The organism is Methanoplanus sp. FWC-SCC4 (assembly GCF_032878975.1).
Taxonomy (GTDB): domain Archaea; phylum Halobacteriota; class Methanomicrobia; order Methanomicrobiales; family Methanomicrobiaceae; genus Methanochimaera; species Methanochimaera problematica.
The window spans coordinates 1,090,404-1,115,156 of record NZ_CP043875.1; the positions used below are offsets into that span (position 1 = coordinate 1,090,404).

Annotated in this window: 23 protein-coding genes and 1 pseudogene; 10 read left to right on the forward strand and 14 right to left on the reverse strand. The window is 39.7% G+C overall.

Annotation, left to right across the window (positions count from 1 at the left end; genetic code table 11):
- Nucleotide 1: 1 nt before the first annotated feature.
- The 6 genes from fdhF to F1737_RS05610 all read right to left on the reverse strand — a co-directional run bounded on the left by fdhF (nt 2) and on the right by F1737_RS05610 (nt 7,638).
- Nucleotides 2–2,068, reverse strand: a complete 2,067-nt coding sequence (gene fdhF / locus F1737_RS05585) for a formate dehydrogenase subunit alpha (RefSeq protein WP_317137790.1) — start codon at nt 2,066–2,068, stop codon at nt 2–4.
- A 263-nt stretch (nt 2,069–2,331) separates the two neighbouring features.
- Nucleotides 2,332–2,667: a hypothetical protein gene (locus F1737_RS05590; RefSeq protein WP_317137791.1), complete on the reverse strand. Its 336-nt coding sequence runs from the start codon at nt 2,665–2,667 to the stop codon at nt 2,332–2,334.
- A gap of 110 nt (nt 2,668–2,777) precedes the next feature.
- A complete protein-coding gene (locus F1737_RS05595; protein ID WP_317137792.1) occupies nt 2,778–3,293 on the reverse strand; it encodes a nucleotide-binding protein in 516 nt (171 codons plus the stop codon).
- Between the two features lie 35 nt (nt 3,294–3,328).
- On the reverse strand, nt 3,329–4,198 hold the full coding sequence (locus tag F1737_RS05600) for a formate/nitrite transporter family protein (protein ID WP_317137793.1): 870 nt from the start codon (nt 4,196–4,198) through the stop codon (nt 3,329–3,331).
- Nucleotides 4,199–4,829: 631 nt separating this feature from the next.
- Nucleotides 4,830–6,065, reverse strand: coding sequence for a Coenzyme F420 hydrogenase/dehydrogenase, beta subunit C-terminal domain (locus F1737_RS05605; protein ID WP_317137794.1), 1,236 nt, complete (start codon nt 6,063–6,065; stop codon nt 4,830–4,832).
- A gap of 4 nt (nt 6,066–6,069) precedes the next feature.
- Entirely contained in the window at nt 6,070–7,638 is a 1,569-nt protein-coding gene (locus tag F1737_RS05610; RefSeq protein ID WP_317137795.1) for a molybdopterin oxidoreductase family protein, read from the reverse strand.
- Nucleotides 7,639–7,780: 142 nt separating this feature from the next.
- Here F1737_RS05610 and F1737_RS05615 point away from each other — a divergent pair, with 142 nt between their 5' ends.
- A complete protein-coding gene (locus tag F1737_RS05615; RefSeq protein ID WP_317137796.1) occupies nt 7,781–8,293 on the forward strand; it encodes a hypothetical protein in 513 nt (170 codons plus the stop codon).
- A 17-nt stretch (nt 8,294–8,310) separates the two neighbouring features.
- On the opposite strand, the gene F1737_RS05620 is transcribed toward F1737_RS05615, so the two are convergent.
- The 4 genes from F1737_RS05620 to F1737_RS05635 form a co-directional block, all read right to left on the reverse strand.
- Nucleotides 8,311–8,529: a hypothetical protein gene (locus F1737_RS05620; protein ID WP_317137797.1), complete on the reverse strand. Its 219-nt coding sequence runs from the start codon at nt 8,527–8,529 to the stop codon at nt 8,311–8,313.
- Nucleotides 8,523–9,458, reverse strand: coding sequence for a hydantoinase/oxoprolinase family protein (locus F1737_RS05625; protein ID WP_317137798.1), 936 nt, complete (start codon nt 9,456–9,458; stop codon nt 8,523–8,525). Before F1737_RS05625 ends, F1737_RS05620 begins: the two co-directional genes overlap by 7 nt.
- Nucleotides 9,451–10,338: an ATP-grasp domain-containing protein gene (locus F1737_RS05630; RefSeq protein WP_317137799.1), complete on the reverse strand. Its 888-nt coding sequence runs from the start codon at nt 10,336–10,338 to the stop codon at nt 9,451–9,453. Before F1737_RS05630 ends, F1737_RS05625 begins: the two co-directional genes overlap by 8 nt.
- A gap of 81 nt (nt 10,339–10,419) precedes the next feature.
- Entirely contained in the window at nt 10,420–11,634 is a 1,215-nt protein-coding gene (locus F1737_RS05635) for a CARDB domain-containing protein (protein WP_317137800.1), read from the reverse strand.
- 150 nt (nt 11,635–11,784) lie between these two features.
- On the opposite strand from F1737_RS05635, the gene surE reads away from it, so the two are divergent.
- On the forward strand, nt 11,785–12,567 hold the full coding sequence (gene surE / locus F1737_RS05640) for a 5'/3'-nucleotidase SurE (RefSeq protein ID WP_317137801.1): 783 nt from the start codon (nt 11,785–11,787) through the stop codon (nt 12,565–12,567).
- A gap of 307 nt (nt 12,568–12,874) precedes the next feature.
- The gene (locus tag F1737_RS05645; RefSeq protein WP_317137802.1) at nt 12,875–13,804 is read left to right on the forward strand and encodes a PEF-CTERM sorting domain-containing protein; all 930 of its coding nucleotides are present in this window, start codon (nt 12,875–12,877) and stop codon (nt 13,802–13,804) included.
- Nucleotides 13,805–13,822: 18 nt separating this feature from the next.
- On the opposite strand, the gene F1737_RS05650 is transcribed toward F1737_RS05645, so the two are convergent.
- From F1737_RS05650 to F1737_RS05665, 4 genes are read right to left on the reverse strand one after another with little or no spacing between them, the layout of a single operon-like run.
- The gene (locus F1737_RS05650; protein ID WP_317137803.1) at nt 13,823–14,839 is read right to left on the reverse strand and encodes a Coenzyme F420 hydrogenase/dehydrogenase, beta subunit C-terminal domain; all 1,017 of its coding nucleotides are present in this window, start codon (nt 14,837–14,839) and stop codon (nt 13,823–13,825) included.
- A 9-nt stretch (nt 14,840–14,848) separates the two neighbouring features.
- Nucleotides 14,849–15,595 (reverse strand): GltB/FmdC/FwdC-like GXGXG domain-containing protein, encoded by a 747-nt coding sequence (locus tag F1737_RS05655; RefSeq protein WP_317137804.1) that lies wholly within the window; start codon nt 15,593–15,595, stop codon nt 14,849–14,851.
- A 6-nt stretch (nt 15,596–15,601) separates the two neighbouring features.
- On the reverse strand, nt 15,602–17,113 hold the full coding sequence (locus F1737_RS05660; protein WP_317137805.1) for a glutamate synthase-related protein: 1,512 nt from the start codon (nt 17,111–17,113) through the stop codon (nt 15,602–15,604).
- Nucleotides 17,110–18,156, reverse strand: coding sequence for a class II glutamine amidotransferase (locus F1737_RS05665; RefSeq protein ID WP_317137806.1), 1,047 nt, complete (start codon nt 18,154–18,156; stop codon nt 17,110–17,112). Before F1737_RS05665 ends, F1737_RS05660 begins: the two co-directional genes overlap by 4 nt.
- A 772-nt stretch (nt 18,157–18,928) precedes the next feature.
- Between F1737_RS05665 and F1737_RS05670 the strand changes: the two are divergent.
- The 7 genes and pseudogenes from F1737_RS05670 to F1737_RS05700 form a co-directional block, all read left to right on the forward strand.
- Nucleotides 18,929–18,976 (forward strand): annotated as a pseudogene (locus F1737_RS05670) (hypothetical protein); the annotation flags it as partial.
- Nucleotides 18,977–18,998: 22 nt separating this feature from the next.
- On the forward strand, nt 18,999–19,175 hold the full coding sequence (locus tag F1737_RS05675; protein ID WP_317137807.1) for a hypothetical protein: 177 nt from the start codon (nt 18,999–19,001) through the stop codon (nt 19,173–19,175).
- 446 nt (nt 19,176–19,621) lie between these two features.
- Entirely contained in the window at nt 19,622–20,815 is a 1,194-nt protein-coding gene (locus F1737_RS05680; protein WP_317137808.1) for an ammonium transporter, read from the forward strand.
- A 9-nt stretch (nt 20,816–20,824) separates the two neighbouring features.
- Nucleotides 20,825–21,139 (forward strand): P-II family nitrogen regulator, encoded by a 315-nt coding sequence (locus F1737_RS05685; RefSeq protein WP_317137809.1) that lies wholly within the window; start codon nt 20,825–20,827, stop codon nt 21,137–21,139.
- 518 nt (nt 21,140–21,657) lie between these two features.
- On the forward strand, nt 21,658–22,881 hold the full coding sequence (locus F1737_RS05690) for a COG1361 family protein (protein WP_317137810.1): 1,224 nt from the start codon (nt 21,658–21,660) through the stop codon (nt 22,879–22,881).
- A complete protein-coding gene (locus F1737_RS05695) occupies nt 22,878–23,558 on the forward strand; it encodes an ABC transporter ATP-binding protein (protein ID WP_317137811.1) in 681 nt (226 codons plus the stop codon). Before F1737_RS05690 ends, F1737_RS05695 begins: the two co-directional genes overlap by 4 nt.
- On the forward strand, nt 23,555–24,745 hold the full coding sequence (locus F1737_RS05700; RefSeq protein ID WP_317137812.1) for an ABC transporter permease: 1,191 nt from the start codon (nt 23,555–23,557) through the stop codon (nt 24,743–24,745). The genes F1737_RS05695 and F1737_RS05700 overlap by 4 nt, the downstream gene beginning before the upstream one ends.
- Nucleotides 24,746–24,753: the final 8 nt, after the last annotated feature.

The window sequence follows — 24,753 nt, forward strand, 5'->3', positions numbered from 1 at the left end:
TTCAGGCCTCCTGTATTTTCTCAACCTTTACAGCACATGCCTTGTACTCCGGAATCTTTGAAACTGGATCAAGTGCATCGTTTGTAAGCATATTTGCTGCACACTCTTTAAAGTGGAATGGCATGAACATAACGCCCTTCATGATGTCGTCTGTGACCTTTGCAGGCACTTCAACTTCGCCACGGCGTGTTATTGCACGGATGATTTCCTTGTCTGCAATGCCAAGTTTTTCTGCATCTTCAGTGTTTATCTCAATCCAGCCTGTTGGAACTTCATGATCAAGTGTTTCTGAGTGTCTTGTCATTGTTCCTGTGTGCCAGTGCCAGATACAGCGGCCTGTTGTGAGTACAAATGGATATTCTTCATCAGGAACTTCTGCAGGAGCCTTCCATTCAAGAGGTGTCAGAATTCCAAGTCCGTCCGGGGTTCCAAACTTCTGTGTGTGAAGGATCGGTGTTCCGGGGTGGTCTACTTCAGGGCATGGCCAGTGAAGTGCTTCCGGCTTATCAAGACGCTCATAGGTCATACCGTGGTATGATGGTGTGAGTGATGCCATTTCATTGAATACATCTTCTGATGTTTCCCATGTAAACTGGTCTGCATAGCCCATTGCTGCTGCAACTTCTGCAAGAATCTTCCAGTCAAGTTTTGACTGTCCTGGCGGGTCCTGTGCCTTTCTCCATTTCTGGACACGGCGTTCTGTGGATGTCTGTGTTCCGTCCTTTTCTGCATAACATGTTGCAGGAAGTACTACGTCAGCAAGTTCTGCTGTTTCTGTAAGGAAGATATCCTGAACAACCATGAACTCGACATTCTCAAGTGCATGCTTTGCATGGTTAAGATTTGGATCTGAGAGCATCGGGTTTTCACCCATGATGTATAATCCCTTAATTTCACCAGGTTTGTCAGCAAGAACATTGATAAGTGTTGTAACTTCGTATCCGTTTGCAGGCTCACAGATACCGTCAGGGAATCCCCATGCATCTGCGAATTTCTTGTGTGCTGCAGGGTCGATTACTTTCTGGTATCCTGTAAAGACAACAGGGAGTGCTCCCATATCACAGGCACCCTGAACATTGTTCTGTCCACGAAGTGCGTTTACACCACAGCCTGGCCTTCCAAGGTAACCTGTAACCATCTGGAGGTTTGCAGTTGACTTTACATTGTCAACACCGACAGTGTGCTGTGTGATACCCATTGAGTAAAGAAGTGCTCCAGATCCTGCTTTTGCATACATCTCTGCTGCTTCTCTGAGCTGTGCTGCAGGAATGCCTGAAATCTTTTCTACATTCTCAGGTGAGTAGTCATCTTTCATTACAACTGCTTTGAGTTCTTCAAAGCCTGTTGTTCTGTTAGCAATGAACTCTTTGTCTTCCCAACCGTTCTTGATGATCTCGTGCATCATACAGTTGAGAATTGCTACATCTGAACCAGACTTAAACTGCATGTAAATGTCTGCCTGACGTGCAGTTGGTGTGTACCTTGGATCTGCATAGATAACCTTGGCGCCCTTCTTCTTTGCCATTGCAACACGGCGTCCGATAAGCGGGTGCTGTTCAAAGGTGTTACTTCCAATGATGAAGACGCACTTTGACTCTTCAATATCAGGAATTGAATTTGTCATTGCACCTGAACCGAACACAGCAGCAAGACCTGCAACTGTTGAAGAGTGGCAGAGACGTGCACAGTGATCAATGTGTGTTGTCTTAAAGACACCACGTGCAAGTTTCATCATTGCATAGTTGTCTTCATTTGAAGTACGTGCAGATGAAAGACATGCAATCTCAGAGGGCTTATATCCCTTGAATTTCTCTGCAATGAGTGCATACGCCTCATCCCATGTTGCTTCTACAAATTCATCCCCTTTCTTGATAAGAGGGGTTGTCAAGCGATCCTCGCTGTTTACAAATTCGTAAGCATATGTTCCTTTCGGGCATGTCTTACCTAAGTTAACAGGGGATCTCTGATATGGTGCCGACCCTACAACTTTGCCGTCTTTGACAGCGAGGTTGAAGGTACATCCTGTTCCACAATATGGACAGGTTGTCTGAACGAATTTTAAGTCCATAACTATACCTCTATTAATTCAAATTTTGGATTTTGTCTTTATTTAAGCATTGTGATTTTTAAGAGAGAAAATACCAAAAAAAAGAATTATGCATTGACTAAAGTAAAAATTGACCAACATATGTAATTTTTAACAAAAGAGTTAAATTCAATATAAATAGTTAATTAAAAACTAAATTAAAAAAACAAAAATAAAAATATTTGATCAAAGCGCATTAAAATTTCATTTCCAAATCGGAATTATTTTTAAAAAGATGGGAATATTTAGTTTATAAATTTCTTTTCAAGCCGGTAGGCAATGGCAAATATTGTCACGGCATAAAGTATCTGCATTGTTAAACCAATAGAAAATTCACTCCAGGGATTAAAAATCAAAATTGCATACATCGGAGCAATTATTGAAACAATATCTTTTTTTGGTATCGTATATGCAATAAACCCGAGAACAAAAGATGCAACAACACAGCCTGCAACTCCCGCATAACCTAAAATTTCATTGCCCCCAAATAACATTCCGATAATTATACCGGCAAACGCGATGAAAGGACCAATAAGCCACTTATTTTTACTGAGGATAGAATAAAATCCGGATTTTTCCATTAAAATCACCTGTTTTATTACATTATAAAATTTCTTAAAACAGATAAATTAATTTTTAAATCACATAAATTGCAGATTCCTGTTTAACAAAGTTAAACAGTTCTTTAAAATTACTTTTTTTGATCGGATTTCCGATCCAGTTTCCTGATTATTACAGCATTTATAACGGGATCTCCCACAAATATATATCTCTTTATTATCTGCCCGTAGACTTCCACCACATCATCCTTATCTGCATCTTCAATCGGCGTTGTAAACATCTTTACAGATATTTCACCCGATTTATCAGCTACAAGATACTGTGGCCTGTTGAGCGACTTAAAGAGAACTCTTTCCACAACACCCTCAATTCTTACAATATTGCCAATCATTGAAGAGTTGATGTTCTTTATTCGTGTATCCTTTGCTTCACTTTCGTATATAGGAATTAAACCTGCATACTGATCCTGGCTCATATAATTCAGCATTAGAGGAATCAAAAGCATAAGAACCAATAACACTATTCCCAACAGGAAAAACGAAAGATCTCCGGTTGATACAAAGTAGGAAATCAGGAATAATGCAAGCATTCCGACAACAAATATATTTATTATCGAAATTCTTACATTTCTGTTTTTAATCTTCATTTTAAAATCATCAAAAAAAATTTTTTACTGGGATTTTACTGGGATGCTTCAATATCCTTCTTGAAGGAATAGTAGTAAAGCACACCAACAAAGATCATTCCACCAACGATGTTACCAATTGTGACAACGATGATGTTGTTTGTCCACATTGATACCCAGCCAAGGTTTGCAAGCTTAGGTCCTACTGCTGCAATCTGATCTGCTGAAAGGAATGGAGCGGTCAGAATACCTGCAGGGATAAAGAACATGTTTGCAACACAGTGCTCAAATCCTGTGGCAACGAAAGCCATGATTGGGAACCAGATACCAAAGATCTTACCAACTGCGTCATCTGCACAAATTCCGAGAAGAATTGCAAGGTTAACGAGCCAGTTACAACAGATAGCCTTGAGGAAACATGACCATGTTGCTGCGAGTCCGATATAACTGGTCTTTCCTGCTGCGATCTTGACTGCTGTCAGACCGAATGCAGTTACTGTTGCTGTACCGGTTGCAGACCATGATGTGTATGGACCAAATGCAACGAAGTATGCAAATACAAGTGAACCAATGAGGTTTCCTATATATACCCAAACCCAGAGGTTAAGGACAGATGCCCAGCTTGTTTTATGAATGAATGCTGCCATTGGAGCAAACATTGCGTCTCCGGTGAACAGTTCTGCACCGGTCATTACGATGATAATAAGTCCAACAGGGAACACTGCACCAAGAACAAACTTACCCAGACCAGCTCCAAGGAAAGTTGATACGCCTGTTGAACAGACTGTTGCAAGTGCTGCACCCATTGCAATATATGCTCCTGCCATAAATCCTCTGAGGAGCATGTTCCATGCCGGAAGTGCACATTTGCCCTTACCAGCAGTTCCAACTTTTGCAATTATTGTTGCAGGTGGATGAAATACCATTTTTATAACCTCTCCAATATTTTAGTTCTAATAACAAACCACCTATACATTATAGGCAATTTAAAATCACTAATTAGTAGTATTAAAGAGTTATTATCCAATTCAGAAAAAAGAGAATTTTTTAACAGATATATCAAAAAATCAGAGTCCTCCAATGAAACATAGATATTAACTTTTTGCAAGTGTTAACTTATAGCAATTACCCGTCGAAATAGCCACGCAAAAAATATTTCTCAAATACCCATAAAAACTGACACCTGCCACAATTACAGACAATTACATCATAATTGATGATATAAAAGATATTTTCACACTTTTTTTAAAAACAGACCCCGTTTTAGAGGAATTGACTTCCAAAATTAGTCATTATTAAACATGTAATTTATTATAAATTCTTTCTTAAAAATAAAGATTTTTCAGAATATAATATGAATGAACTATAAAGAATCATAATTTTCACAAAATTATTATTACAACCAGGTTCTCAAAACTGAAAATTGAGATGTGCAATTTGTTTAATTAGTCTGGAAATATTTGAGAGATTACTAAATTGCTTAACATAATCCTAACACAGAGAATAATCAAATTTAAAAAAAAGTTCAAAAAATTATAGATAATATTTGCATCTTAATTATTGAAATATATCAAAGATCTGATCATCACCGGTGTCTGAGAGGCGTCTTCGTTCGTTTGGTTCCTCAACAAGTGACAGGAGAGGCAGGTCCATATTGACTCCCGGCACATATCCGAACATATTTTCCATCTCAAGCTGAAGAGCGTGCATATATAAGGCATTTGGAATATCCATGGCGCAAAGTTCCTGACACTGACCACAATTCACGCAGGAATCTGCAACATGGGAATAACGGATTAGATGGAACATGAATGGCGGCGTTACATCTCCGGATTCCACAAGGTACGGCTTTTTGGTTGAGCACTCAACACAATAACATATTGGACAATTATCAATACACTGATAACATTTGATACAGCGGGATGTCTGATTCATAATATATTTAAGACGATCCTGCCCATCACCAAGTTTTTCAAACTGCTCTTTACGACATCTGTCTCCCAGTTTAAGCATCGCATTTTCAACTTTCTTACGTATTTCAAGACCAGGACCTTTTGCTGTTTCTGCCTCAATTGTATTTCCGGTTGCTTTTTCAACAAGCAGAGCTCCTTTATCAGAACAAACTTCCACAAATGTTGCTTTTCCGGCCTTGTCACCGATTACGCCCCAGTTTCCACATGCAAGATCACACTGACGCGGAACCTTTGTTTTACAGCGCTGACAGTTAAGACGACGCCCGTATCCCTCTTCTTCAAGTTCGTCTATCTTGATTCCCCTGTGTTCTCCGTCTTTTGTTATAACAATGAACTGACCTTTGTCAATCTCCTCTTTTACAATATCATCAGGATTAAGTCCAAATTTCTCCTCAATCATAACCCTTGCATCAACAGGACTTACTGAACCCCCGCAATTTAATCCAATAGAAATGATATTATCAAGATTGATCTGCTGTCTTTTTGCAAGCTCATAGAGTGCCTTTGCATCACAGCCTTTCATTGTGACTGCGATTTTCATATCGTTTGCACCGTTGAGATATTTTTTGATGATTTTTGGAATGAGAAGTGTACCGCAGTGAAGTGAACCTGCACATTCAGAAATTTTTTCAGGTTCTGTAATTAAAACAGGCCGGGCATCATAGAGATCAACACCTTTTTTGACTGCAAGTACTGCATCAACCATACCGCTTTCAAGTGCATATTTTAAAAGTGATGTAACCGCACCGCCACATTCTCCTCTCTTCAGATCTTCCGGGTCTTTTGCCCATGCCAGCAGCATATCGCCTTTTGCAACCATTTTTCTAGACCTCCCTCTCTATTTTTGCAGCTCTTGCCCTTTTTTTCCCTGTAAGCATACAGATACACTCGTTACCGATGCACATTGTCGGAACGAAAATTATTCCTTTTTCAACTTCATCTGTAATTTTCACAGGTGCTTTTATCTCACCAATTTCCGTAATTACCCTCACAGATGCTCCTTTCAATAAATCAAGCTCTTTTGCATCCTCAGTGTTTATTTTAACAAACATTCCCGGAACTTCACGCAACAGGGATTGACAATTTTCAGAAAGTGTACCAACACCTCCAAAGCCATGCCATGCTGTAGGCCCGGTTACAAGAACATATGGATATTCTTCTGTTGCAGAAACCAAAGCCGGTGCAGATTCATCAGCAATAACAGATTCTCCTGCAGGAGTCTGATAACCGTCCTTTGAAATCTCTTCATAAGTAATTCCCGGGCATATTTCACCAAAGATTGCCTGAGAAGTTTCATATCCAAAATCCTGACCAAGTTTTAATGCGACTTCACAGACAATCTGCCAGTTTGCCTTTACGTTTTCAGATGGCTCCTGAGCTTTTCTTAAAAGCTGAATACGGCGCTCTGCATTGGTGAAAGTGCCATCAACTTCAGCAAATACTGCCGCAGGCAATACAACATCAGCTGTTTTTGCAGTGCCTGTCATGAACGAATCCTGAACTACAACAAATCCTGCATCAATAGGGCCCAGATCTTCTCCCATCACATAATATGCCTTTATTGAATCGCTGTCAATTACTTCTGAAAAACTTTTTTCAGCAGCACCAAGATCAATTGCACCACGTCCGTTAGACTGTGCGGGCAGTGCACAGAAAACGCCCCCTTTCTCCTCTGCAAGTTTTGATGCGGCTTTTGCAACTGCTGCCTCCGATGAAGACATTCCGACCGGATAAAGCACCACAATATTTTCCCCTTCAACAAACTTTGCAGCGTCACTTATTGCCTCAATTTCAGCACCAGGTGCAGATTTGACAAACTCAGTTGCCATTACTGCCATGGGGCTTTCATATGAGTCAATTGCGATAACTTTTGCTCCTTTGTCAATCGCATTCCCAATCCTTCGTGCGATTAACGGATGTGATTCAGCAATATTACCCACCGCAACTATGCAGTCTGCCTTTGCAATGCCTGCAATGCTTCCGGCGGATGCATTTACCCCAAATGCTGCCATGCTTGTAAAATTTTCTGTTTTAAAAACTTCCTTTGCAAGTCTGCCGAGAACGAATATGTCTTCATTAGTTGCATTTGCCGAAGAAATCACTGCAATATCATTTCCTGAAAAATCCCTGCACCTGTCTGCTATGATACCAAGAGCCTCTTCCCAGGTAGCTTCGACAAGCTCTCCGTCCCTTTTTACAAGAGGAGTTTTCAGCCTGCCTTCGCTGTTTACAAGTTCATATGCAAAATGACCTTTCTGACATGTCTTGCCGTCACAGACAACTGAACGCTGAAAAGGTGCTGCCCCTACAACCCTGCCATCCCTGACAACAAGGTTGAAAGAACATCCTGTCGCGCAGAAAGGACATACTGTTGTTACATATTTCAATTCCATGAATTTACCTCTGTCAAAAAAATTAGATGAAGTATTATTTAAGAATCTTGTTTGGAAAGCCTAAACATGCTCAAAAACAGTGGAATTTATCTACAAAGAGAACGAATTACTATTTAACATGAAAAAAGTGATCATTCCACCGATGTTGAGCGAACTAATTCAAAGTGGAATAATGGATATACAGGACACCACTTTTGACAGAGCTGAAAGGTGTCCGGAATGTGGAGGGGCACTTGCCGGTCATGACATAAAGAGAAAAAAATTTGCAACAGTCCTGGAAGATGGAAATCCTAAAGAGGTCTGCGTCAATGTTAAAAGATTCAGATGCAGGGAATGCGGCAAACTCGTATATGCAAAATCACCATTCTATTCAGGCATAAGAACGGGAACACCAATTGTTGATTTCTGCATAGCAAACAAAAACAGACACCCGGCAAACCACATATCCAAAATATTAAAAAATATGAGTATTTTTGTGAATCCGGGAAGCGTAAGAAATTATGAAAGAAGTGACATCCCCAGTCCGCAATCGGTTGAATTCTTCGGAATTAATTTTCCCATATCACTTCTAAATCTCTCAGGGACAGGTATCCCTGATTCAGATCAGACCAAAAGTATGCTTATGATGCAGATGATCATGCAGAAAAGAAGATAAGATTTTTTAAAAAAATTTCAATTACCTTTTGCAATAAGGGCCTCTCCGTCATAAGGACAGTACAGTTCATCGCCGGAAGTTGCCCATCCGCATAAAGGACAATATTTTATTTTCTTTGGTTTTCCAAGCAGAGGGATCACCGGAATAAACAAAAACATAAAGAAAAAGGGCAGGCCTAAGAAGTAAAATACGACAGTAAGACCAATAGATCCTGCAAATAAAACAAGACTTAGCATCTCTCTTTTCGTTCTGCCACCTCACGTACGGCATATGCAGGCATAGCATCGGAATATACACCCATCTCCTTTGATAGATCTCTGCAGTTGAATATTTCCGAAATGATATGTGATCCGATTCCGGCAGCAACAACAGAAGAAGCACCGGTTTCTTCCATAACACGCTCCACCTGCCGCTTTATCTGATATTTCTGCTCGTCATAAAATGCCTGTGCAATTGAAAGTGCTCCTTTCTCCCCTATTTCACTCAAATCAGAGCAGACGACTCTTGAAAGCCTCTGAAGACACTCCCCATATGATGTACCCGTCCCGTCAGCAGTCGGTGTTGAATAATCATCCTCACTAATGTTTCCAAGAACAAGGTGAACATCTGCACTCTGTGCAAAATATTCACTGCTTACGAGAGTTTCAAATCCGTTAACAATTGCACTTCGTAAAACCGCAGGCACAGTTGTCCTTAATGTACCTGTATAAACCATATATCCTTTTCTCAGGCGATCCAGGTCTGTTAAACCTTTTAATGAATCAAAAGAATTCAATGGAATAATATCGGTCGTTGTGCTCCCCATATCAACAAAAACAGCATCAGGATAATCTTCCTGCAAAAAATCAGCTGAAGCTAGCCAGTTAGCCGCCGCAAGAAGTGCTGTAGGATCTTCATGGAAACAACCGTCCATACCATAGAACACTGAATCAGGAATACCTGCCTTTACAGAATCCACAATAAAACGAATACCCTCTTCTTTATTTTTAAAACCGTCAGCCAGTTCACCACTCATTACAACTGCCGCTTTTTTATGGGAATAGGGTCTTAAAATCTCTGTCAGGGGAGAATCCTGCCACATAGGACAGTAGTGAATAACAACGGAATCACCATCAACAATTTTTAAATTCGCACCGCCCACATCAACACCGATTATATCACTCAAGTCTTGTCACCTCACCTTTGGGATTAAATGAAACCCTGCCGTTGAGATGAACCCCGTCAGGAATATTCCCCTTTGAAGACTCTACTAAAATATCCGCAATCTCTTCTTCCATCACTTCACAAATTCCCACAAGACTTGTTGTCGGACGGGAATTTACGTCAACCACATAAATCCGGTCAGCAACCACAACATCAATCCCCGTATATCCCTGACAGCCAAGAACATTCATCACCTTAATTGCGGTTTCTATAATTTCAGCTTCCCTTGGATGTGACACAGGAGTTTCACCGCCGCCATAACGGAATTTATTGTCATCCATTTTAATGTACTGGCGATTTAGTGATAGAACCAAAGGCGGTTTTCCACTAAAAGAGCGACAGACATCCCCTGTCACTCTGCTGCCAACAAGACTTACACTCAGATGTTCCCCCTCAATATACTCCTGACCAAATTCACCATCACCGGCCTCATCAAAGGTAAGCCTCATATTGAGACCGTCAACTCCATTGATTCTTTTTACAAGCCGGTAACCTTCTGAAACTTCTTTTGGGACAGCTATGCCATGAGCCGATAGTATTGAACCGGTATGCTTTTTATTCGAGCATATTGCAATATTGAGACTTCCACAACCAATATTCCGGGTATTGTCCTCGACGATTTTAGTAAATCTTCCCAGTATGTCATCAGGAGCAATTACAAGACCAACATCACATTCAGGCGCGAGGCGACGAATCTCATCAGCAAAATCTCCTTTTTCCGGAGACAAAACTTCATACCCGCAATTTTCAAAACTTCTGGTAAGAACGCGAAGCATTGCTGCACCCTCAGGTGCAAGTTCAGGATCATTGAATACAGCATATTCGGCAATAAGTGCCTTCATTGATATTTATTTGTACTTCGATAACAAATGAGGGTGACGATTAAAACTAAAAAAATGAGTGATAAAATATTTTGATCGCATCTACATTTTCTTTGTATCTTCAATTGCCTTTTCAAGCTTTTTTTCCATGTTTTCCGCGATATTATCATCATTTTCCACAGAAGAATCACAAACATCAACATCTTTTTTGGATCTAAGGGATTCTATCTTTGATCTCATCCACCGAACTTCACGCTCACGGTTTTTGTTAAGGCCATAATAATATCCAAAAGCAAAACTCACAACTGTAAGAATAACCGACAATAAACCCATTACCGCGCAGATAATCCCTACATCAGAAAAATTAACAGGGCTTTTACCGGATTGGTCAGATACCAGAATATCAGGAGATGCCCTCTCTTCATATTCAATATTATTTAGAGAGACCGTCATTTCAGGCACAGGGGTGCTTTGAATTATTTCCTTCAACGCCGGATTTTCAAAAGATCTATTGTAAAAATTGTTTTTTTCATCAAATTCATCAATCATATTTTTTGAATCAACAAAAACCTCTATTAATGAATTTTCACCGGAATAAGGAACATTCAAAGGTTCAAATATTGTAAGACTTTCTTTAGCGGGCAAAAATCCGGATTTGCTGTTATTGACAATTACAACGTCATCTACTGATATGGAAGATATGACGACTCCTGAATCGACATCCCCGTTATTTTTTATAGTATAGGAAATCTTTTCAATAGTGCCCATATCACCATCATAATAGATTTTCAGGTCATCAACCAAAAGATCAGGTCTGGGTGGTGCACTGCTTAATACATTTATTTCTGCTGCCTCCCATACATCAGGATTTTTAAATTTTGAAATTTTGTGTTTGTTTACAACAGTATATGAAGGGATAATCTTCCATACACCCGGTTTGTCAAAAGACAGAGTCTCGGTGACTCCGATATAATCACCGGGATTAATTGTACTTCCAACATAATGAGCTGTGGATTTCACTTTGTTTCCTTCAGGGTCTATTAGATCAAAATACAAACCACCAGGCTGATCAATAATTAAAGAATATTCTGATTCTGAGTCATATCCAAGCATGTAAGTTGCAGTAAGCGGATCATCTTCATAAATTTCGGTTCCCTCTCCTGTTACCATAAAATTTTCCAGAATTAATCCTTCTTCGGAAGAAACAGGATTTTCCTGTGCAAAATATATAACAGAAGCCGAAACATTTGAAGCAAAAAACAAAAAAATCAGCAGTATTGCTATTAATATCGAATGAAAGAATTTTCTATAACGCATTGATGCTACACCGTTCTGTTGTTTTTGTTTATAAGCAAATGTTATTATAGTTGCCTGATTTTATTTTGTGCACCCTTAATTATTAAGGAATCAGAGATAAAATTATTCAGAATACTTATCGGAATAAATTTTAAATAAAACGGTGTAAAAATGAAACCAAAAATTCTTCTCACAAATGATGATGGTGTAACATCAGAAGGGATATGGGCAGCTTACGATGCCCTCAGCACTTTTGCAGATGTGACAGTAGTTGCACCTTCAACTCAGCAGAGTGCTGTCGGCCGCTCTATTTCAATTTTTGAACCAATAAGAGCAGGAAAAGTTTATATAAATGACACAGAAGCCTATTCAGTAGGCGGCAAACCGACGGATTCTGTCATTATCGGCCTTTATGCCCTTAAACTCAAACCGGATCTTGTGGTTTCAGGAATTAATATCGGAGAGAACCTCTCTTTTGAATCAATTATGACCTCAGGCACTATTGGTGCAGCACTTGAAGCGGCAAATCACGGGATACCTTCAGTAGCACTTTCACTTCAGGTCGAAGATCAGGGAGAAAAATTTGATGATCCCGGATATTCAAAACTTGATTTCGGGGATGCAAAAATAGCAACGGCAGATATCTGCAAAAAACTTCTGCTTAACGGTTTCCCGGAAAAAACAGATGTTGTCAATGTTAATTTCCCAAAAAGATACACAGGAAAATACGAGATAACCAATCTCGCAGAAAAACTCTTTGAAACAGGTGTTGAAAAACGTCTTGATCCACGTGGTAGACCTTATTTCTGGATTAACGGACCATTATTGGAAGACGCACCAAAAGGAACTGATGTTCATGCGATCTCAAAAGGGAATATTTCAATTACACCAATTACACTGGATTCAACAGCATATTCAGGACTTGATGGAATTAAATCAGTTCTCGAACTCTAATTAAAGGTCTCAATAAAACATAATATTTATTATTTTAAATAAAATCTTTTATTTTCAAATTCAATTTTGATTTCATATTTTTAAAAAAATCCTGTTTTACATGTTTTGAATACCAAAACATCCCATATCAGTTTCAAACATCAGTATTATTAGAGAAATAACCATTCCACCATATTTTTTCTCTGCCAGACACATATGCCCAACATATCATTTAAGCATTCCAAGGGATATAATGCCGGGAGGTTGAGATTTTCACTAAGAGACAATTCCTGACTTTTGAAAATTCTCATCCGGGGGGATTAAAATTATGAAACAAATTAAAACAATTTTACTTGTCGCAATTATATTGATGCTTATTGTGCCAAATGCATCAGGAGCAGGTTTTGATAAATGTTCCGGAGCACTTACAGGGAATTCTGTATATGCACGTTCGTCAATGCATTATTCCATTGCACCGGATTCTCCGCAAATGATGAGTTCAGGACTTCTAAGCGGACTGAATGTACTTGTACTGGGGACAAACCCTTATGCAATGTATGAATCCCAGAGAATTACAGGTTTGGGAGCCGATGTAACATACATAGTTCAGCCACCAAAAATTAAGAGCCTTACTCTTAATGATCTGGAAAATTACGACGTAATATATATCGCATCAAACTGGGGAGTTGTAAGAAGATCGCTTGAAGAAATATCATCGCATTTGAAATCATATGTAAACAACGGCGGCGGACTTGTTGTTGGGCAATATAACTCTCGCAATACTCCTTACACACCCGATTTTGTACCATATGAATACACAATTTCTGACACATATTTTCCGACTCAATGCGGAAAAATAATTGTCAGCCCGACACACTATATCTCATCAGGCCTTAATTCAGATGATATGCCGGATGTATATGACAGAGTGCCACTGTCATCACTCAGTACGCAATACAATATCATTGCTAAACATGTTTCTGAAGAAATTCTGTCAGTTGCAACAGCATGCTATGGGGAGGGAAGAATTGTTCTGGAAAACAGCCTCTGGACCGGGAGAGGAACTGTCTGTAACGATGATTCTGACATAATAATTGAAAGAATATTTTACTGGGCATCCCGTGGCCAGTGTAACGGTAATACAGAAATCCCGGGCCAGGTTCCGGTACCTGAATTCCCATCAATGATAATACCTGCAATCAGTATAATCGGTTTGACAGGTTTTGTTATTTTTATTCGAAAAAAGGGTAATTATTGAAAACTTTTAGTTTACTTTTTATCCCCTTTTTGCCTTTTTTTCAGCAAGTCTTTCAATAGGACCTAAATCGACATCGTCACTTAAAACAAGATTTCCGGAATTAACAGCACTTGTCAAAAATCCCTTCCCTTCCTCAGTCCTGACAACAATGGTTGTATATCCTTCAGGACTTCCGATTGCACCAGCTGAGATATCAGAATCAACCGCCGTTAAATCTGTGCACGACAGACAGCCCTTTCTTATGCAGCCTTCAAGATCTTTAAGGGAAATATCATTCTTTGTTCCGTCAGTTAAAGTTACCTCAAGCCTGCCTTTAACATCCAGTCTTTCAATCTCCCAGGCCTCTATTCCAAACTCATTTTTGAGTTTTCCTTCAACAAGACTTTCATAATCAAAAGTCTCTGTACAGAATAGACCAAATATAAGCCTGATTGATTTTCCAAAGGGCTTTAAGAGATCATTGTCGCTCTCTTTCATAAGCCTCAAAGCAGAAACTGCACAGGGAGTTCCGATAACAGCTATATTTGCATATTTTTTCTTGAAAACAGCTTCCTTTAATGCAAAAAGAGTAGGTATCCACCAGTTGTAGCGGCTTCCCGCACTATAAATCATAGCCTCTTTTGATGTTATTACAACTGATTTTGGTTTATGATTCCACTTGTCCTCGGAAACAGTTACAACAGCATCAATAAATCCTTTATCAAGTGCATTAGACAAAATGGCAGTAACCGCTCCTCCGCTTTGTTTACCTGATACTTCATATGCGGATTTTGCAGCTTTTATTTCAAGGAAATCACCCATCATACTTCCTTTAATATTGGCAGAATCAGTTCTCGGACAAACTGAATAACATGCACCACAGGGCACATTATCATTCAAATCCTTACAATACCCGGTATTTACAGGATGTGACTTATCATTGTCCAAAAATACTATTGCATCTGCAGGACAGACTGCAACACATGCACCACATCCTGAACAATTATCCCTGTCCCAGACCTCTTTTTTTAATTTCTCAAAATTAATTCCTGACATAATCCAAAATCACTCCCAGCAGTATTTGTTTGCAAAAGGCCTTGCACTTGCAGGAACAATCTTTGTAAATCCTGATTTTAGAATTTCATCAGAATCAAAACCAAAGTAATCAGCAAATTTTTCGATATAAATTCTGATTGTTTTTAAATCATCCATATCTGCCTGCTCCTTCTTCGCACCAATGCCCAACAAATTTTCATCCACATCCCCCCTGACAAAGATCATTCCACCATGAATTCCGCTTCCAATTCCTCTTTCGTTAACAGCAAAATCCTGATTCATACCCAGCACTATCAAAATACCACCGGCCATATATTCACCAAGAAATGCTTTTGCCTGACCTCCGACAACCAGAACTGGCCTTTTTTCGTGGTAAGCTTTCATGTGAATACCACCGCGGTATCCTATATCGTCACGGACATAAACCTCTCCGCCCCTCATGCTGTGAGCAGTGGCATCGCCGGAACTTCCATGAATTACCAAAACACCTGCATCCATGGTATTCCCGGGCGCATGATCACAGTTACCGTAAACTGTAACATGAGGACCGCTCATGAACATTGCAATATCCCCTCCGGGGACACCTTTAACTTTTATCTCGACATCATCGCCGCGAAGGCCATTACCGATAAATCTCTGGCCGAGAACATTTTCAATAATTATTTCCTTTGCACCATCATTCACAGCCTCACGTATTTTTTTGTTTAGAGGTGTGTAATGCATATCTTTGGCATCAATTGTAATTGTATCAGGCATTGTGTATCAGGCCCCTATCATTTTTACATCGAGTACTTCCATTATCCCCTCATCGAGAAGGTATCCACGGAGCCTGTCACGATTCCCGCGAAGACTCTCAATTGAATTGATTCCGGCAGCTCCCATAAGTTCGGCAAGTTCAAGAGTCCAGCCGTTTATCAGATTTTCAACATTTTGTGCAGCCTCATCTGTATTAATCCGGCTGACAAGTTCAGGACGCTGGGTTGCAATTCCCCACGGACAAAGACCACGGTAACATGAACCACAAACCCTGCAGCCCATTGCAATAAGTGCTGCAGTACCTATGTAGACTGCATCCGCACCAAGGGCAATCGCCTTTGTTACATCAGCACTATCTCTCAGGCCGCCGCTTGCAATAATCGAGACCTCATTACGAATACCCTGCTCACGAAGCTTATCATCAACTGCTGCAATAGCTGCTTCAACAGGAATACCCACATGATCACGGAAAACACGGGGTGCGGCTCCTGTTCCACCCCTAAAGCCGTCAATAACAACAGCATCAGCAGAAGACTTTGCAATTCCTGCCGCAATAGCCGCAACATTATGAACAGCCGCAATCTTTACAAAGACCGGTTTTTTCCACTCTGTTGCTTCCTTTAAACTCCTGACAAGCTGGGCAAGATCCTCAATACTGTATATATCATGATGAGGTGCAGGACTGATAGCATCACTATGAAGCGGTATCATCCTTGTCTTTGAAACATCCTCGGCAACCTTTTCACCCGGCAGGTGTCCACCAATTCCGGGTTTTGCGCCCTGTCCAATCTTTATTTCTATTGCAGCCCCGCGTTCGAGATAGTTGATGTCAACTCCAAAACGACCGGATGCAATTTGAACTATCATATTATTCTGGTATGGATAGAGATCCTTGTGAAGACCTCCTTCTCCCGTACCCATGAAAGTTCCAACCTTATTAACCGCTTTAGCCATAGCAAGCTGTGCATTCAGGGAAATTGCACCATAACTCATGTGACCAATCATTACAGGGGTTTCAAGCTTCAGATTTGGTGCAATCTTTGTTTTTAATTCATAGTCCCCTTCTTTCACAGTGTTAATTTCAATTTTACGGGGCTTTTTGCCAATGTACGTCCTGAGTTCCATCGGTTCCCTTAAAGGATCAATGCTTGGATTAGTAACCTGACATGCATCAAGAACAAGTCTGTCAAAGATTACAGGGTAATCCTTTGCATTGCCCATTCCGGAAAGAATAATTCTTCCGGAATTTGCCTGGTTGTATATTGCTTCCCTTGCCTCTCTTGTCCATAAAGGATGAGATCTGTAATCATTGGGTTTTTCTTCCAGGGTTATGGCATCACGGGGACACATTGCAATACATCTGTGGCATGCTGTGCACTTACGAAAATCAGGAACTATCTTCTGCCCTTCACGTCTGAAAACTCCATAAGAACAATTTTCAATACATCTTTCACAGAGCATGCAAAGATCCTGATCAATTTTTATCCTGTATTTTACAGGTGTGCTTCCGATTGTCATTTATTGAACCTCCCGATAACAGGTTCCCCTGCAGAAGGCATCCAAACACGGTCAAGATTATTTTCCATCCTTCTGATTGCAGCCTCTTCACTCGAGATGTAAAGACGATCACCGGCTTCTGCTGCAACCAGCGGTCTTAACTTGATTCTGTCTGTAAAACCAATTATTCCTTCAGCATTTGCAATAACAATTGCAAACGGACCATTCATCAGGGCAGGACCATAAGCCATCCTGAGTGCAGTGTACAATTCTTTCTTATCATCAGACATCTTGTCAATCTCATCCCAGAAAGGAGGTGCAAGTGCCTTTACAGTAAGATCTTCGGGAAGTCCGTGTTTCCTTCCAAGGAGGTCCGCGAGATATGCAACAACCTCAGTATCGGTTTCCATTGTGCATTTATAATCAAAACTCTCAATATAACGCCGGTTTGTTCCATAGGAGGTTATCTCCCCGTTGTGAATTACACTCCAGTCCAGAAGGTTAAACGGATGTGCACCGCCCCACCATCCGGAGGTATTGGTAGGATACCTGTTATGTGCGAGCCAGATATAACCCTCATAATCTTCAATTCTGTAAAAGTTAGCGACATCTTCAGGCCATCCGGATGCTTTGAATATGCCAATGTTCTTTCCGGAGGAGAAAACCAAAGCACCGTCTATTTCAGTATTGATCTTATTAACAATGTGAATTATCGAATCTTCTTCAGTAGAACCTGAAAAAAACGAACCATCCGGTTTGAAGAAATATCTCCATGGAGTGTGGTCCTTTTTAAGCCTCTCCTGGTCATATGTCGGGATTTCTTCATCATATTCCACTTTGCCCCATTTTTCCAACAGATCCTCTACTGCGGCTTTTGGTTCAGCCAGATCATCATAGAAAATATGGAGTGCATAATAATCTGCATATTCGGGATATACGCCATATACAGCATATCCTGCACCCTCACCACTGCCTCTTTCATCCATTAAAGAAAGCGCATTTTTAATCGACTCACCGTTCATCTTATTTCGGGAGCGATCGATTACACTAATAATTCCACACATTATTAACACAAACCTTGATATTACGAAAATAAAAATTATTTGTAATTCCCTTTGTACGTTATTAATTATCTATATAGTTATCATATATAGTACTATGTAGAAAATCTTTTCCACCAAAGATCCCGCAGTCCCGATAATTAAAATGCAAAAAATAAAATTCATAGTTAATGACTAAAAATGACATTTCGCCAATTTTAAAAGAAATAGAAAATGACGGAGTTAAATTTGTCCGCCTTTAGTTTTCAGACATACAGGGGCAGCCAAAAAATGTTACAATACCAGTAAAACAGGCAGAAAAAGCATTAAAAAACATTATTTCATTTGACTGATACTCAATAAAAGATTTGCGAGAATTGAGGAATCAGAAATGGTCCTAAAGCCGGATCCCGCAACATATACAGTCATACAATAACGCATCAAAAGATGCCACCGCCGCAAGATTCATCTGAGATGTCTGCATGCCTGACGGAAGTTCTTTTAAAGGCGATCCATTAATATATTCTAAAAAAATCACCTGAAGATGCGGCAAAGAATTGTTTCACATTTAATACAGGATAGGAACCTGAATTTTTCCTGTTTAAAATAATTAATGACGAGCCAGGTATTGAATTTAAAGGATCACGGCGGATACTTTGATCCCGCACCAACAGAACATGCGGAAGATGTTAGACGCGACATTATCCTTGCCCTGACCAAAATTTGTTGGCATTGAAACCCTCACCACGAAGTCGCAGAAAGCCAGCATGAAATTGATTTCAAATATGGTGATGCATTGCGTACTGCCGACAATGTGGTTACATTCAAATTTGCAACCAAAACAATTGCACATATAAACAATCTTCATGCGACATTCATGGGAAAACCGATTTACGGCATATGTGGAAAACGGCATGCATGTCAACTGTTCACTTTTTAAAGACGGTAAATATTCATTTTATAGCCCTGATGAAAAACTACAGCTTTCAGATACAGCACTTATCAGAGTTTTGTCACCAGGAGGAAACAGTACAAGAGTATAACTGAGCCGGATCCAACATGCGATCCTTATCTGACATTTGCTGCTATCATTGCAGCAGGAATGGAAAGGAGTACGAAAAAATAATTGAACTCCGACAGGCTGTGATCTGAATATTTTTGAGATGACACCCGGAGAAAATCAGCAGGCAAAGACACCCTCCCAGGAGACCTGTACAGCGCCAACAAGTACTTTTAGAGGGTCCGCTGTTATGCAAAACCCAGGGAAAACATGTTACTAAAGGATTGGACAATATTTAAAGGATAGAATGGGAATCCTACGAAACTGCGGTTCACCCGTGGGAAATAAACCAACAAATTACAAAATATTAATTTTTAAAATTTTTTTATTAGATACTTTTAAATACGGTGGAAGATAACTTCCTTCTATCACTTCGATGATCAACTTTAATATTTTTAAAGTGATTACAGGAGTGGAGTTGGATAAGCTATGATTAACAGTGGAGATACCGCATTTATCATCATCTGTACAGCAATGGTAATGCTGATGACACCTGCTGTCGGGCTGTTCTACGGAGGAATGGTTCGAAAAAAGAGCATCATCTCAATGATTGCAATAGCATTCATCGCATTTGCCATAGTCTGTATACAATGGGTATTATTTGGATACTCGCTTGCATTTGGAACCGATATAGGCGGATTCATAGGAGGGCTGGATTATGTCGGCCTTTCGGGAGTTGGACTTGACGGAGACGGGATACCGGACATCCTGTTCATGGTCTTCCAGATGGTCTTTGCAGGACTTACGCTTGCAATATTGACATCAGGATTTGCAGAACGTGTAAAACTAAGTGCATTCATATTATTCGGATTGCTCTGGACAACACTTGTTTACGATCCGCTTGCACACTGGGCATGGGGCGGAGGATGGGCTTCACAACTAGGAGCTCTTGACTTTGCAGGAGGAACAGTGGTTCACATAAGTTCCGGATTCGGAGCACTTGCTGCAGCACTTGTTATAGGGAAACGTCTTGGATTCGGACAGGATTCAATGGAACCTTCCAACATTCCTTTAACTCTGCTGGGTGGTGCACTGCTGTGGTTTGGATGGTTTGGATTCAACGCAGGAAGTGAGCTTGCAGCAGACGGAATTGCAGCAAATGCTTTTGTTGTAACAATCGTCGCAGCATCGGCAGGTGCACTTGCATGGATGGGAGCATCATGGATTTATGGAAAACCAAGTTCGCTTGGGATGATCTCAGGTGCAATTGCAGGCCTTGTTGCAATCACCCCCGCCTGTGGATTTGTTGATTCAATCTCAGCCATATTCATAGGAATTATTGCCGGATTAATCTGTTACGGAGCACTCCTGTTCCGTGTCAGAAAAGGCCTTGATGAATCACTTGACGCATGGGCCATCCATGGAGTCGGAGGATTCTGGGGAGCCATTGCAACAGGAATATTCTGTATTGCAGCAATCGGAGGTGTAGACGGGTTAATTTACGGAAACGTAAATCAGTTCATCATTCAGACAATAGATGCATTTGCAGCAATGGCATACGCATTCATTGTAACATACATACTTGCATTAGTAGTAGACAAGACAATAGGTCTGCGTGTAGATGAGGATGAAGAATATGTGGGTCTTGATATCTCACAACATGGGGAATCAATCCATACATGAGGTTATTAAATGAAGAAAATCGAAGCAATCATACGGCCGGAAAAACTCGAACGTGTTTCTGACGCACTTATCGAAGGCGGACATCACGCGATGACTGTAACTGAAGTAAGGGGACGGGGAGCCCAGAAGGGAATTGCACTCCAGTTCAGAGGAAAAGAAATAATTGTAGATCTCATCCCTAAAGTGAAAATCGAAATGGTTGTCGAGGACAAGGATGTTGAAGCCATTATATCAATCATAAAAAATAAAGCCCATACAGGCAAAAACGGAGACGGAAAGATCTTCACTTACAATGTAGACAGCTGCACAAGTGTGAGAAATTAAAAAGATATGACATCATTCATATTTTTTTATGAAAACCATAAATATCCTCTAATCCTAACAAAATCTGAGCTTGCATGATCACCATTCATTAACAAAAAGACCGGTTTCAAACCAATCCCCGGTCTTTTTGAAAAGAAATTAAACCAGATATCTACAATTAGTTATTCAGATATTATTTGTGAAACTTCTTTGCTTATTGATATTATCCGGATTATTTCATGGATTTAAGTACTTTTTTAAGACAGGATAATTAAATCCGGATTTTCATTTTTAATTATTTCCAGGATATTTAATGTAAATTACAAAATCAGATAGAAATAATCATTTTTTAAAATAAATCACAGATTAATATAAAAAATGTTTTTCATCTAACCTTTTGGTTAGCCCATATATCAACACTTTACAGAGCAGGTATCAGAGCAATCTCTGCTTCTTAATAAATTAAACCTCCATTTTTGTAATCAGGCACTGGTTCCTAAAAATAAATTTATAAAAAGTTGATTAAAATGAGAGAGTCTTTGATTAAAAATAAAAAAAGAATTTTCACCATTCTTATCTTTGCTATGTTTTTTGCGGCAGTACCTCTGGTCTCGGCATCTGATATTTCAACAATCCAGACCGGCAGCAATGCAAAAGACTTCATATCAGTTACTGATGTCAAAGTTTCACCTGAAGTCTTCATGCCGGGAGATTCCGGCACTATCAAAGTAACTATCCAAAACACAGGAATAAACAGTGTGGATATTAACCGTGCAAAAATTTACAGCAAAGATGTTTCGGTAATGTCTGACGGGGAATATGATACCGTAGGATCTCTCGGACCGGGAAACAAAATGGATTTCACATTTACAATAAAGGCAAAACAATCCAATGGAATCAATTACCCGGATTTTTATCTTGATTTTTCAGGAAGCGGAAGTCTGAATTATCCGGTTCCCGTAAAAGTTGAAGATAAAGAAATTCTCATTTCAGTCACGGAAAAACCGGATACATTCTCAAAAGGAAAAAAAGATAAAATCATTCTGACTATTGCAAATCCACGGGAAAATGAAATAAACGGGATAAACATACTACCCTCTTCAGACTCGGCAGAATTTTCACAGACAGGCAGATTTATTGGATCTCTAAAACCAGACGAGTCAAAAACAATAGAATTTGAGATTACACCTGAAAATGAAGGAGAAGCAGTTTTTTTTGCAAATTATAAAAACGGAATGAATGATCACATCTCAAAAATTAATATTCCACTGAATTTTGGAAAAGACAAAAAAAGTGCGGAACCTGTTTTAAACAACATAATCACAGAATACGGACGAATGACAGGAGATATTACAAACAGCGGACTTGAGGAAGCAAAATCGGTTATAGTAACAGTAAAAGAACCGGCAGTTCCAAAAGAGCCGTACCCCGTATATGTTGTAGGATCGCTCGAACCGGACGATTTCTCAGGATTTGAAATTACTTATGACTCCAATGGAGAATCAAAAATCCCGCTGGTTGTAAAATACAAAGATAAAGACGGCAACAACTATGAATTTGTTCAAAATATCAACACAGACCAGTCAGAACTAACAATGGCTGTATCTAAAAATTCACAGGAAAATTCTGCATCAGCCAAAGCCGAACAAAGCGGAGGATCTCCAATAGTTCTGCTCATCTTAACGGCAGTAGTTGCTGGTATCGGGTACTGTGCTGTAAAAAAAACCGGGTTACTAAGTAAAAAAAGGTGTAAACCCGAATGACAAACAATTCAGAACCGGCCATCAGGCTTGAAAATGTGATTAAGGTTTATCCCCTCCCCTCAGGAGATGTGACTGCCCTTAAAGGAATCAATATCTCAATTAAAAAAGGAGAGTTCGTTGCAATCATGGGTCCGTCAGGTTCCGGTAAATCAACTCTCCTAAACCAGATTGGAAGCCTCGATGTCCCCACATCAGGAGACCTCTACATAGGAGGCATCAATATCAGAGAGATGAGCGATGATGAATTAACTGAAATGAGAAGGGATAATATCGGGTTCATATTTCAAAAATTCAATCTGATTCCTCTGTTAAGCATCTATGAAAATGTGGAATATCCACTCATTCTCCAAAAGAGAAAAAGGGATTCGGAAAGAAAAGCGGAAAAACTTCTGGAAATGGTCGGACTTGCCGGTTCAATTATAAATCACAAACCCACCGAAATATCCGGAGGACAGCAGCAGCGTGTGGCAATCGCAAGGGCGCTAATAAACGATCCGAAAATTATCCTTTGTGACGAACCTACCGGAAACCTGGATTCTGCAACAAGCGAACAGATTATGGAAATATTAACGAGGTTAAACAGACAGGGCAAAACAGTAATAATGGTAACTCATGATCCTGAAACCGCCGGATATGCCACTCGGACAATTGTAATCAGAGACGGACTGGTAGCATGATATTCACCGATATCTTTTTTGACCTCTCTTTAAGAAATGTCAGGCTGAATTTTGTCAGATCTATTCTGGCGGCAACAGGCATTGTGATAGGTGTTATTGCAATAACATCCATTGGAATTCTCGGGGCGAATATGTCCTTGTCAGTCACACAGAGCCTTTCAGATTCAGGAAATGTCTTAAGCATATACCCAAACGGAGCATATGATCCGGATGAAACATACATATCAAAATCCGATCTTAAAACAATAGAACGAGTCTCAGTTCCAAACACTGTAATTCCTTTTTATGTCAACTATGACTCAATAACTACCGGTTCTGAAAAATCATCTGCACAGATATATGGAATTGAAGAGTCCGACATTCAAAAGCTTATAGAGAAACTTGACGACGGATATTATCCAAAAAGTTCAAACTCTGTATTAGTCGGGCATTCACTTGCAGAAACTTATAAACTCAAAGCAGGGAGCAGAATAAAAATAGGAAGCAGAGATAAGGGAAACCAAAAAAATGTCAGGGTTAGCGGAATTATCTCGGAAACAGGAATGTCACTGGGACTTGGAACGGACAATGCAGTTGTCATAACAGACAAAATATACAACCAGATGTATGACAAAGAAGGGAAATACGATCAGATAAACGTAATCCTGAGAGATATTGAAAGTGTTGACGAAGTAAAGGAAAAAATTGAGAATGCAATAAACAAAAACAAAAAAGACAGTGCAGTCGACAAAATCTATGTCTTCGATGCAGCAGGATTCCTTGAGGGAATAAAAGACGTACTTGGAGCAATCACCGGATTTTTAAGCGCAATTGGCGGAATATCACTCCTTGTTGCCGCAGTATCCATATTCAATGTAATGATGATGTCAGTCACCGAAAGAATCAAAGAAATAGGGATTTTAAGAAGCATAGGCACAAAACGAAAAGAGATAAGGCGGATGTTTTTATATGAGGCATTCATCCTGGGTCTTGGCGGATCAATAATCGGTGCTTTGATAAGTGTCATTTTTGGTTATCTTGCAGTATTACTGCTTTTACAGGACACAAATTATTTCTTTACAATAGACAGCCTGTTATCTGTCCCAATTGGAATATTTATAGGTACTTTTGTCTGCGTATTATCAGGTGTTTACCCTGCATGGAAAGCATCAAAGCTTGATCCAATAAAAGCACTGGCAACAGAATAATAATACTT

Excerpts from the sequence above, each read along its gene's own strand:
- fdhF (WP_317137790.1), bottom strand. The coding sequence starts at position 2,068 with ATGGACTTAAAATTCGTTCAGACAACCTGTCCATATTGTGGAACAGGA.
- F1737_RS05590 (WP_317137791.1), bottom strand. The coding sequence starts at position 2,667 with ATGGAAAAATCCGGATTTTATTCTATCCTCAGTAAAAATAAGTGGCTT.
- F1737_RS05595 (WP_317137792.1), bottom strand. The coding sequence starts at position 3,293 with ATGAAGATTAAAAACAGAAATGTAAGAATTTCGATAATAAATATATTT.
- F1737_RS05600 (WP_317137793.1), bottom strand. The coding sequence starts at position 4,198 with ATGGTATTTCATCCACCTGCAACAATAATTGCAAAAGTTGGAACTGCT.
- F1737_RS05605 (WP_317137794.1), bottom strand. The coding sequence starts at position 6,065 with ATGGTTGCAAAAGGCGATATGCTGCTGGCATGGGCAAAAGACCCGGAA.
- F1737_RS05610 (WP_317137795.1), bottom strand. The coding sequence starts at position 7,638 with ATGGAATTGAAATATGTAACAACAGTATGTCCTTTCTGCGCGACAGGA.
- F1737_RS05615 (WP_317137796.1), top strand. The coding sequence starts at position 7,781 with ATGTTGAGCGAACTAATTCAAAGTGGAATAATGGATATACAGGACACC.
- F1737_RS05620 (WP_317137797.1), bottom strand. The coding sequence starts at position 8,529 with ATGCTAAGTCTTGTTTTATTTGCAGGATCTATTGGTCTTACTGTCGTA.
- F1737_RS05630 (WP_317137799.1), bottom strand. The coding sequence starts at position 10,338 with ATGAAGGCACTTATTGCCGAATATGCTGTATTCAATGATCCTGAACTT.
- F1737_RS05635 (WP_317137800.1), bottom strand. The coding sequence starts at position 11,634 with ATGCGTTATAGAAAATTCTTTCATTCGATATTAATAGCAATACTGCTG.
- surE (WP_317137801.1), top strand. The coding sequence starts at position 11,785 with ATGAAACCAAAAATTCTTCTCACAAATGATGATGGTGTAACATCAGAA.
- F1737_RS05645 (WP_317137802.1), top strand. The coding sequence starts at position 12,875 with ATGAAACAAATTAAAACAATTTTACTTGTCGCAATTATATTGATGCTT.
- F1737_RS05650 (WP_317137803.1), bottom strand. The coding sequence starts at position 14,839 with ATGTCAGGAATTAATTTTGAGAAATTAAAAAAAGAGGTCTGGGACAGG.
- F1737_RS05655 (WP_317137804.1), bottom strand. The coding sequence starts at position 15,595 with ATGCCTGATACAATTACAATTGATGCCAAAGATATGCATTACACACCT.
- F1737_RS05660 (WP_317137805.1), bottom strand. The coding sequence starts at position 17,113 with ATGACAATCGGAAGCACACCTGTAAAATACAGGATAAAAATTGATCAG.
- F1737_RS05665 (WP_317137806.1), bottom strand. The coding sequence starts at position 18,156 with ATGTGTGGAATTATTAGTGTAATCGATCGCTCCCGAAATAAGATGAAC.
- F1737_RS05675 (WP_317137807.1), top strand. The coding sequence starts at position 18,999 with ATGCGACATTCATGGGAAAACCGATTTACGGCATATGTGGAAAACGGC.
- F1737_RS05680 (WP_317137808.1), top strand. The coding sequence starts at position 19,622 with ATGATTAACAGTGGAGATACCGCATTTATCATCATCTGTACAGCAATG.
- F1737_RS05685 (WP_317137809.1), top strand. The coding sequence starts at position 20,825 with ATGAAGAAAATCGAAGCAATCATACGGCCGGAAAAACTCGAACGTGTT.
- F1737_RS05695 (WP_317137811.1), top strand. The coding sequence starts at position 22,878 with ATGACAAACAATTCAGAACCGGCCATCAGGCTTGAAAATGTGATTAAG.
- F1737_RS05700 (WP_317137812.1), top strand. The coding sequence starts at position 23,555 with ATGATATTCACCGATATCTTTTTTGACCTCTCTTTAAGAAATGTCAGG.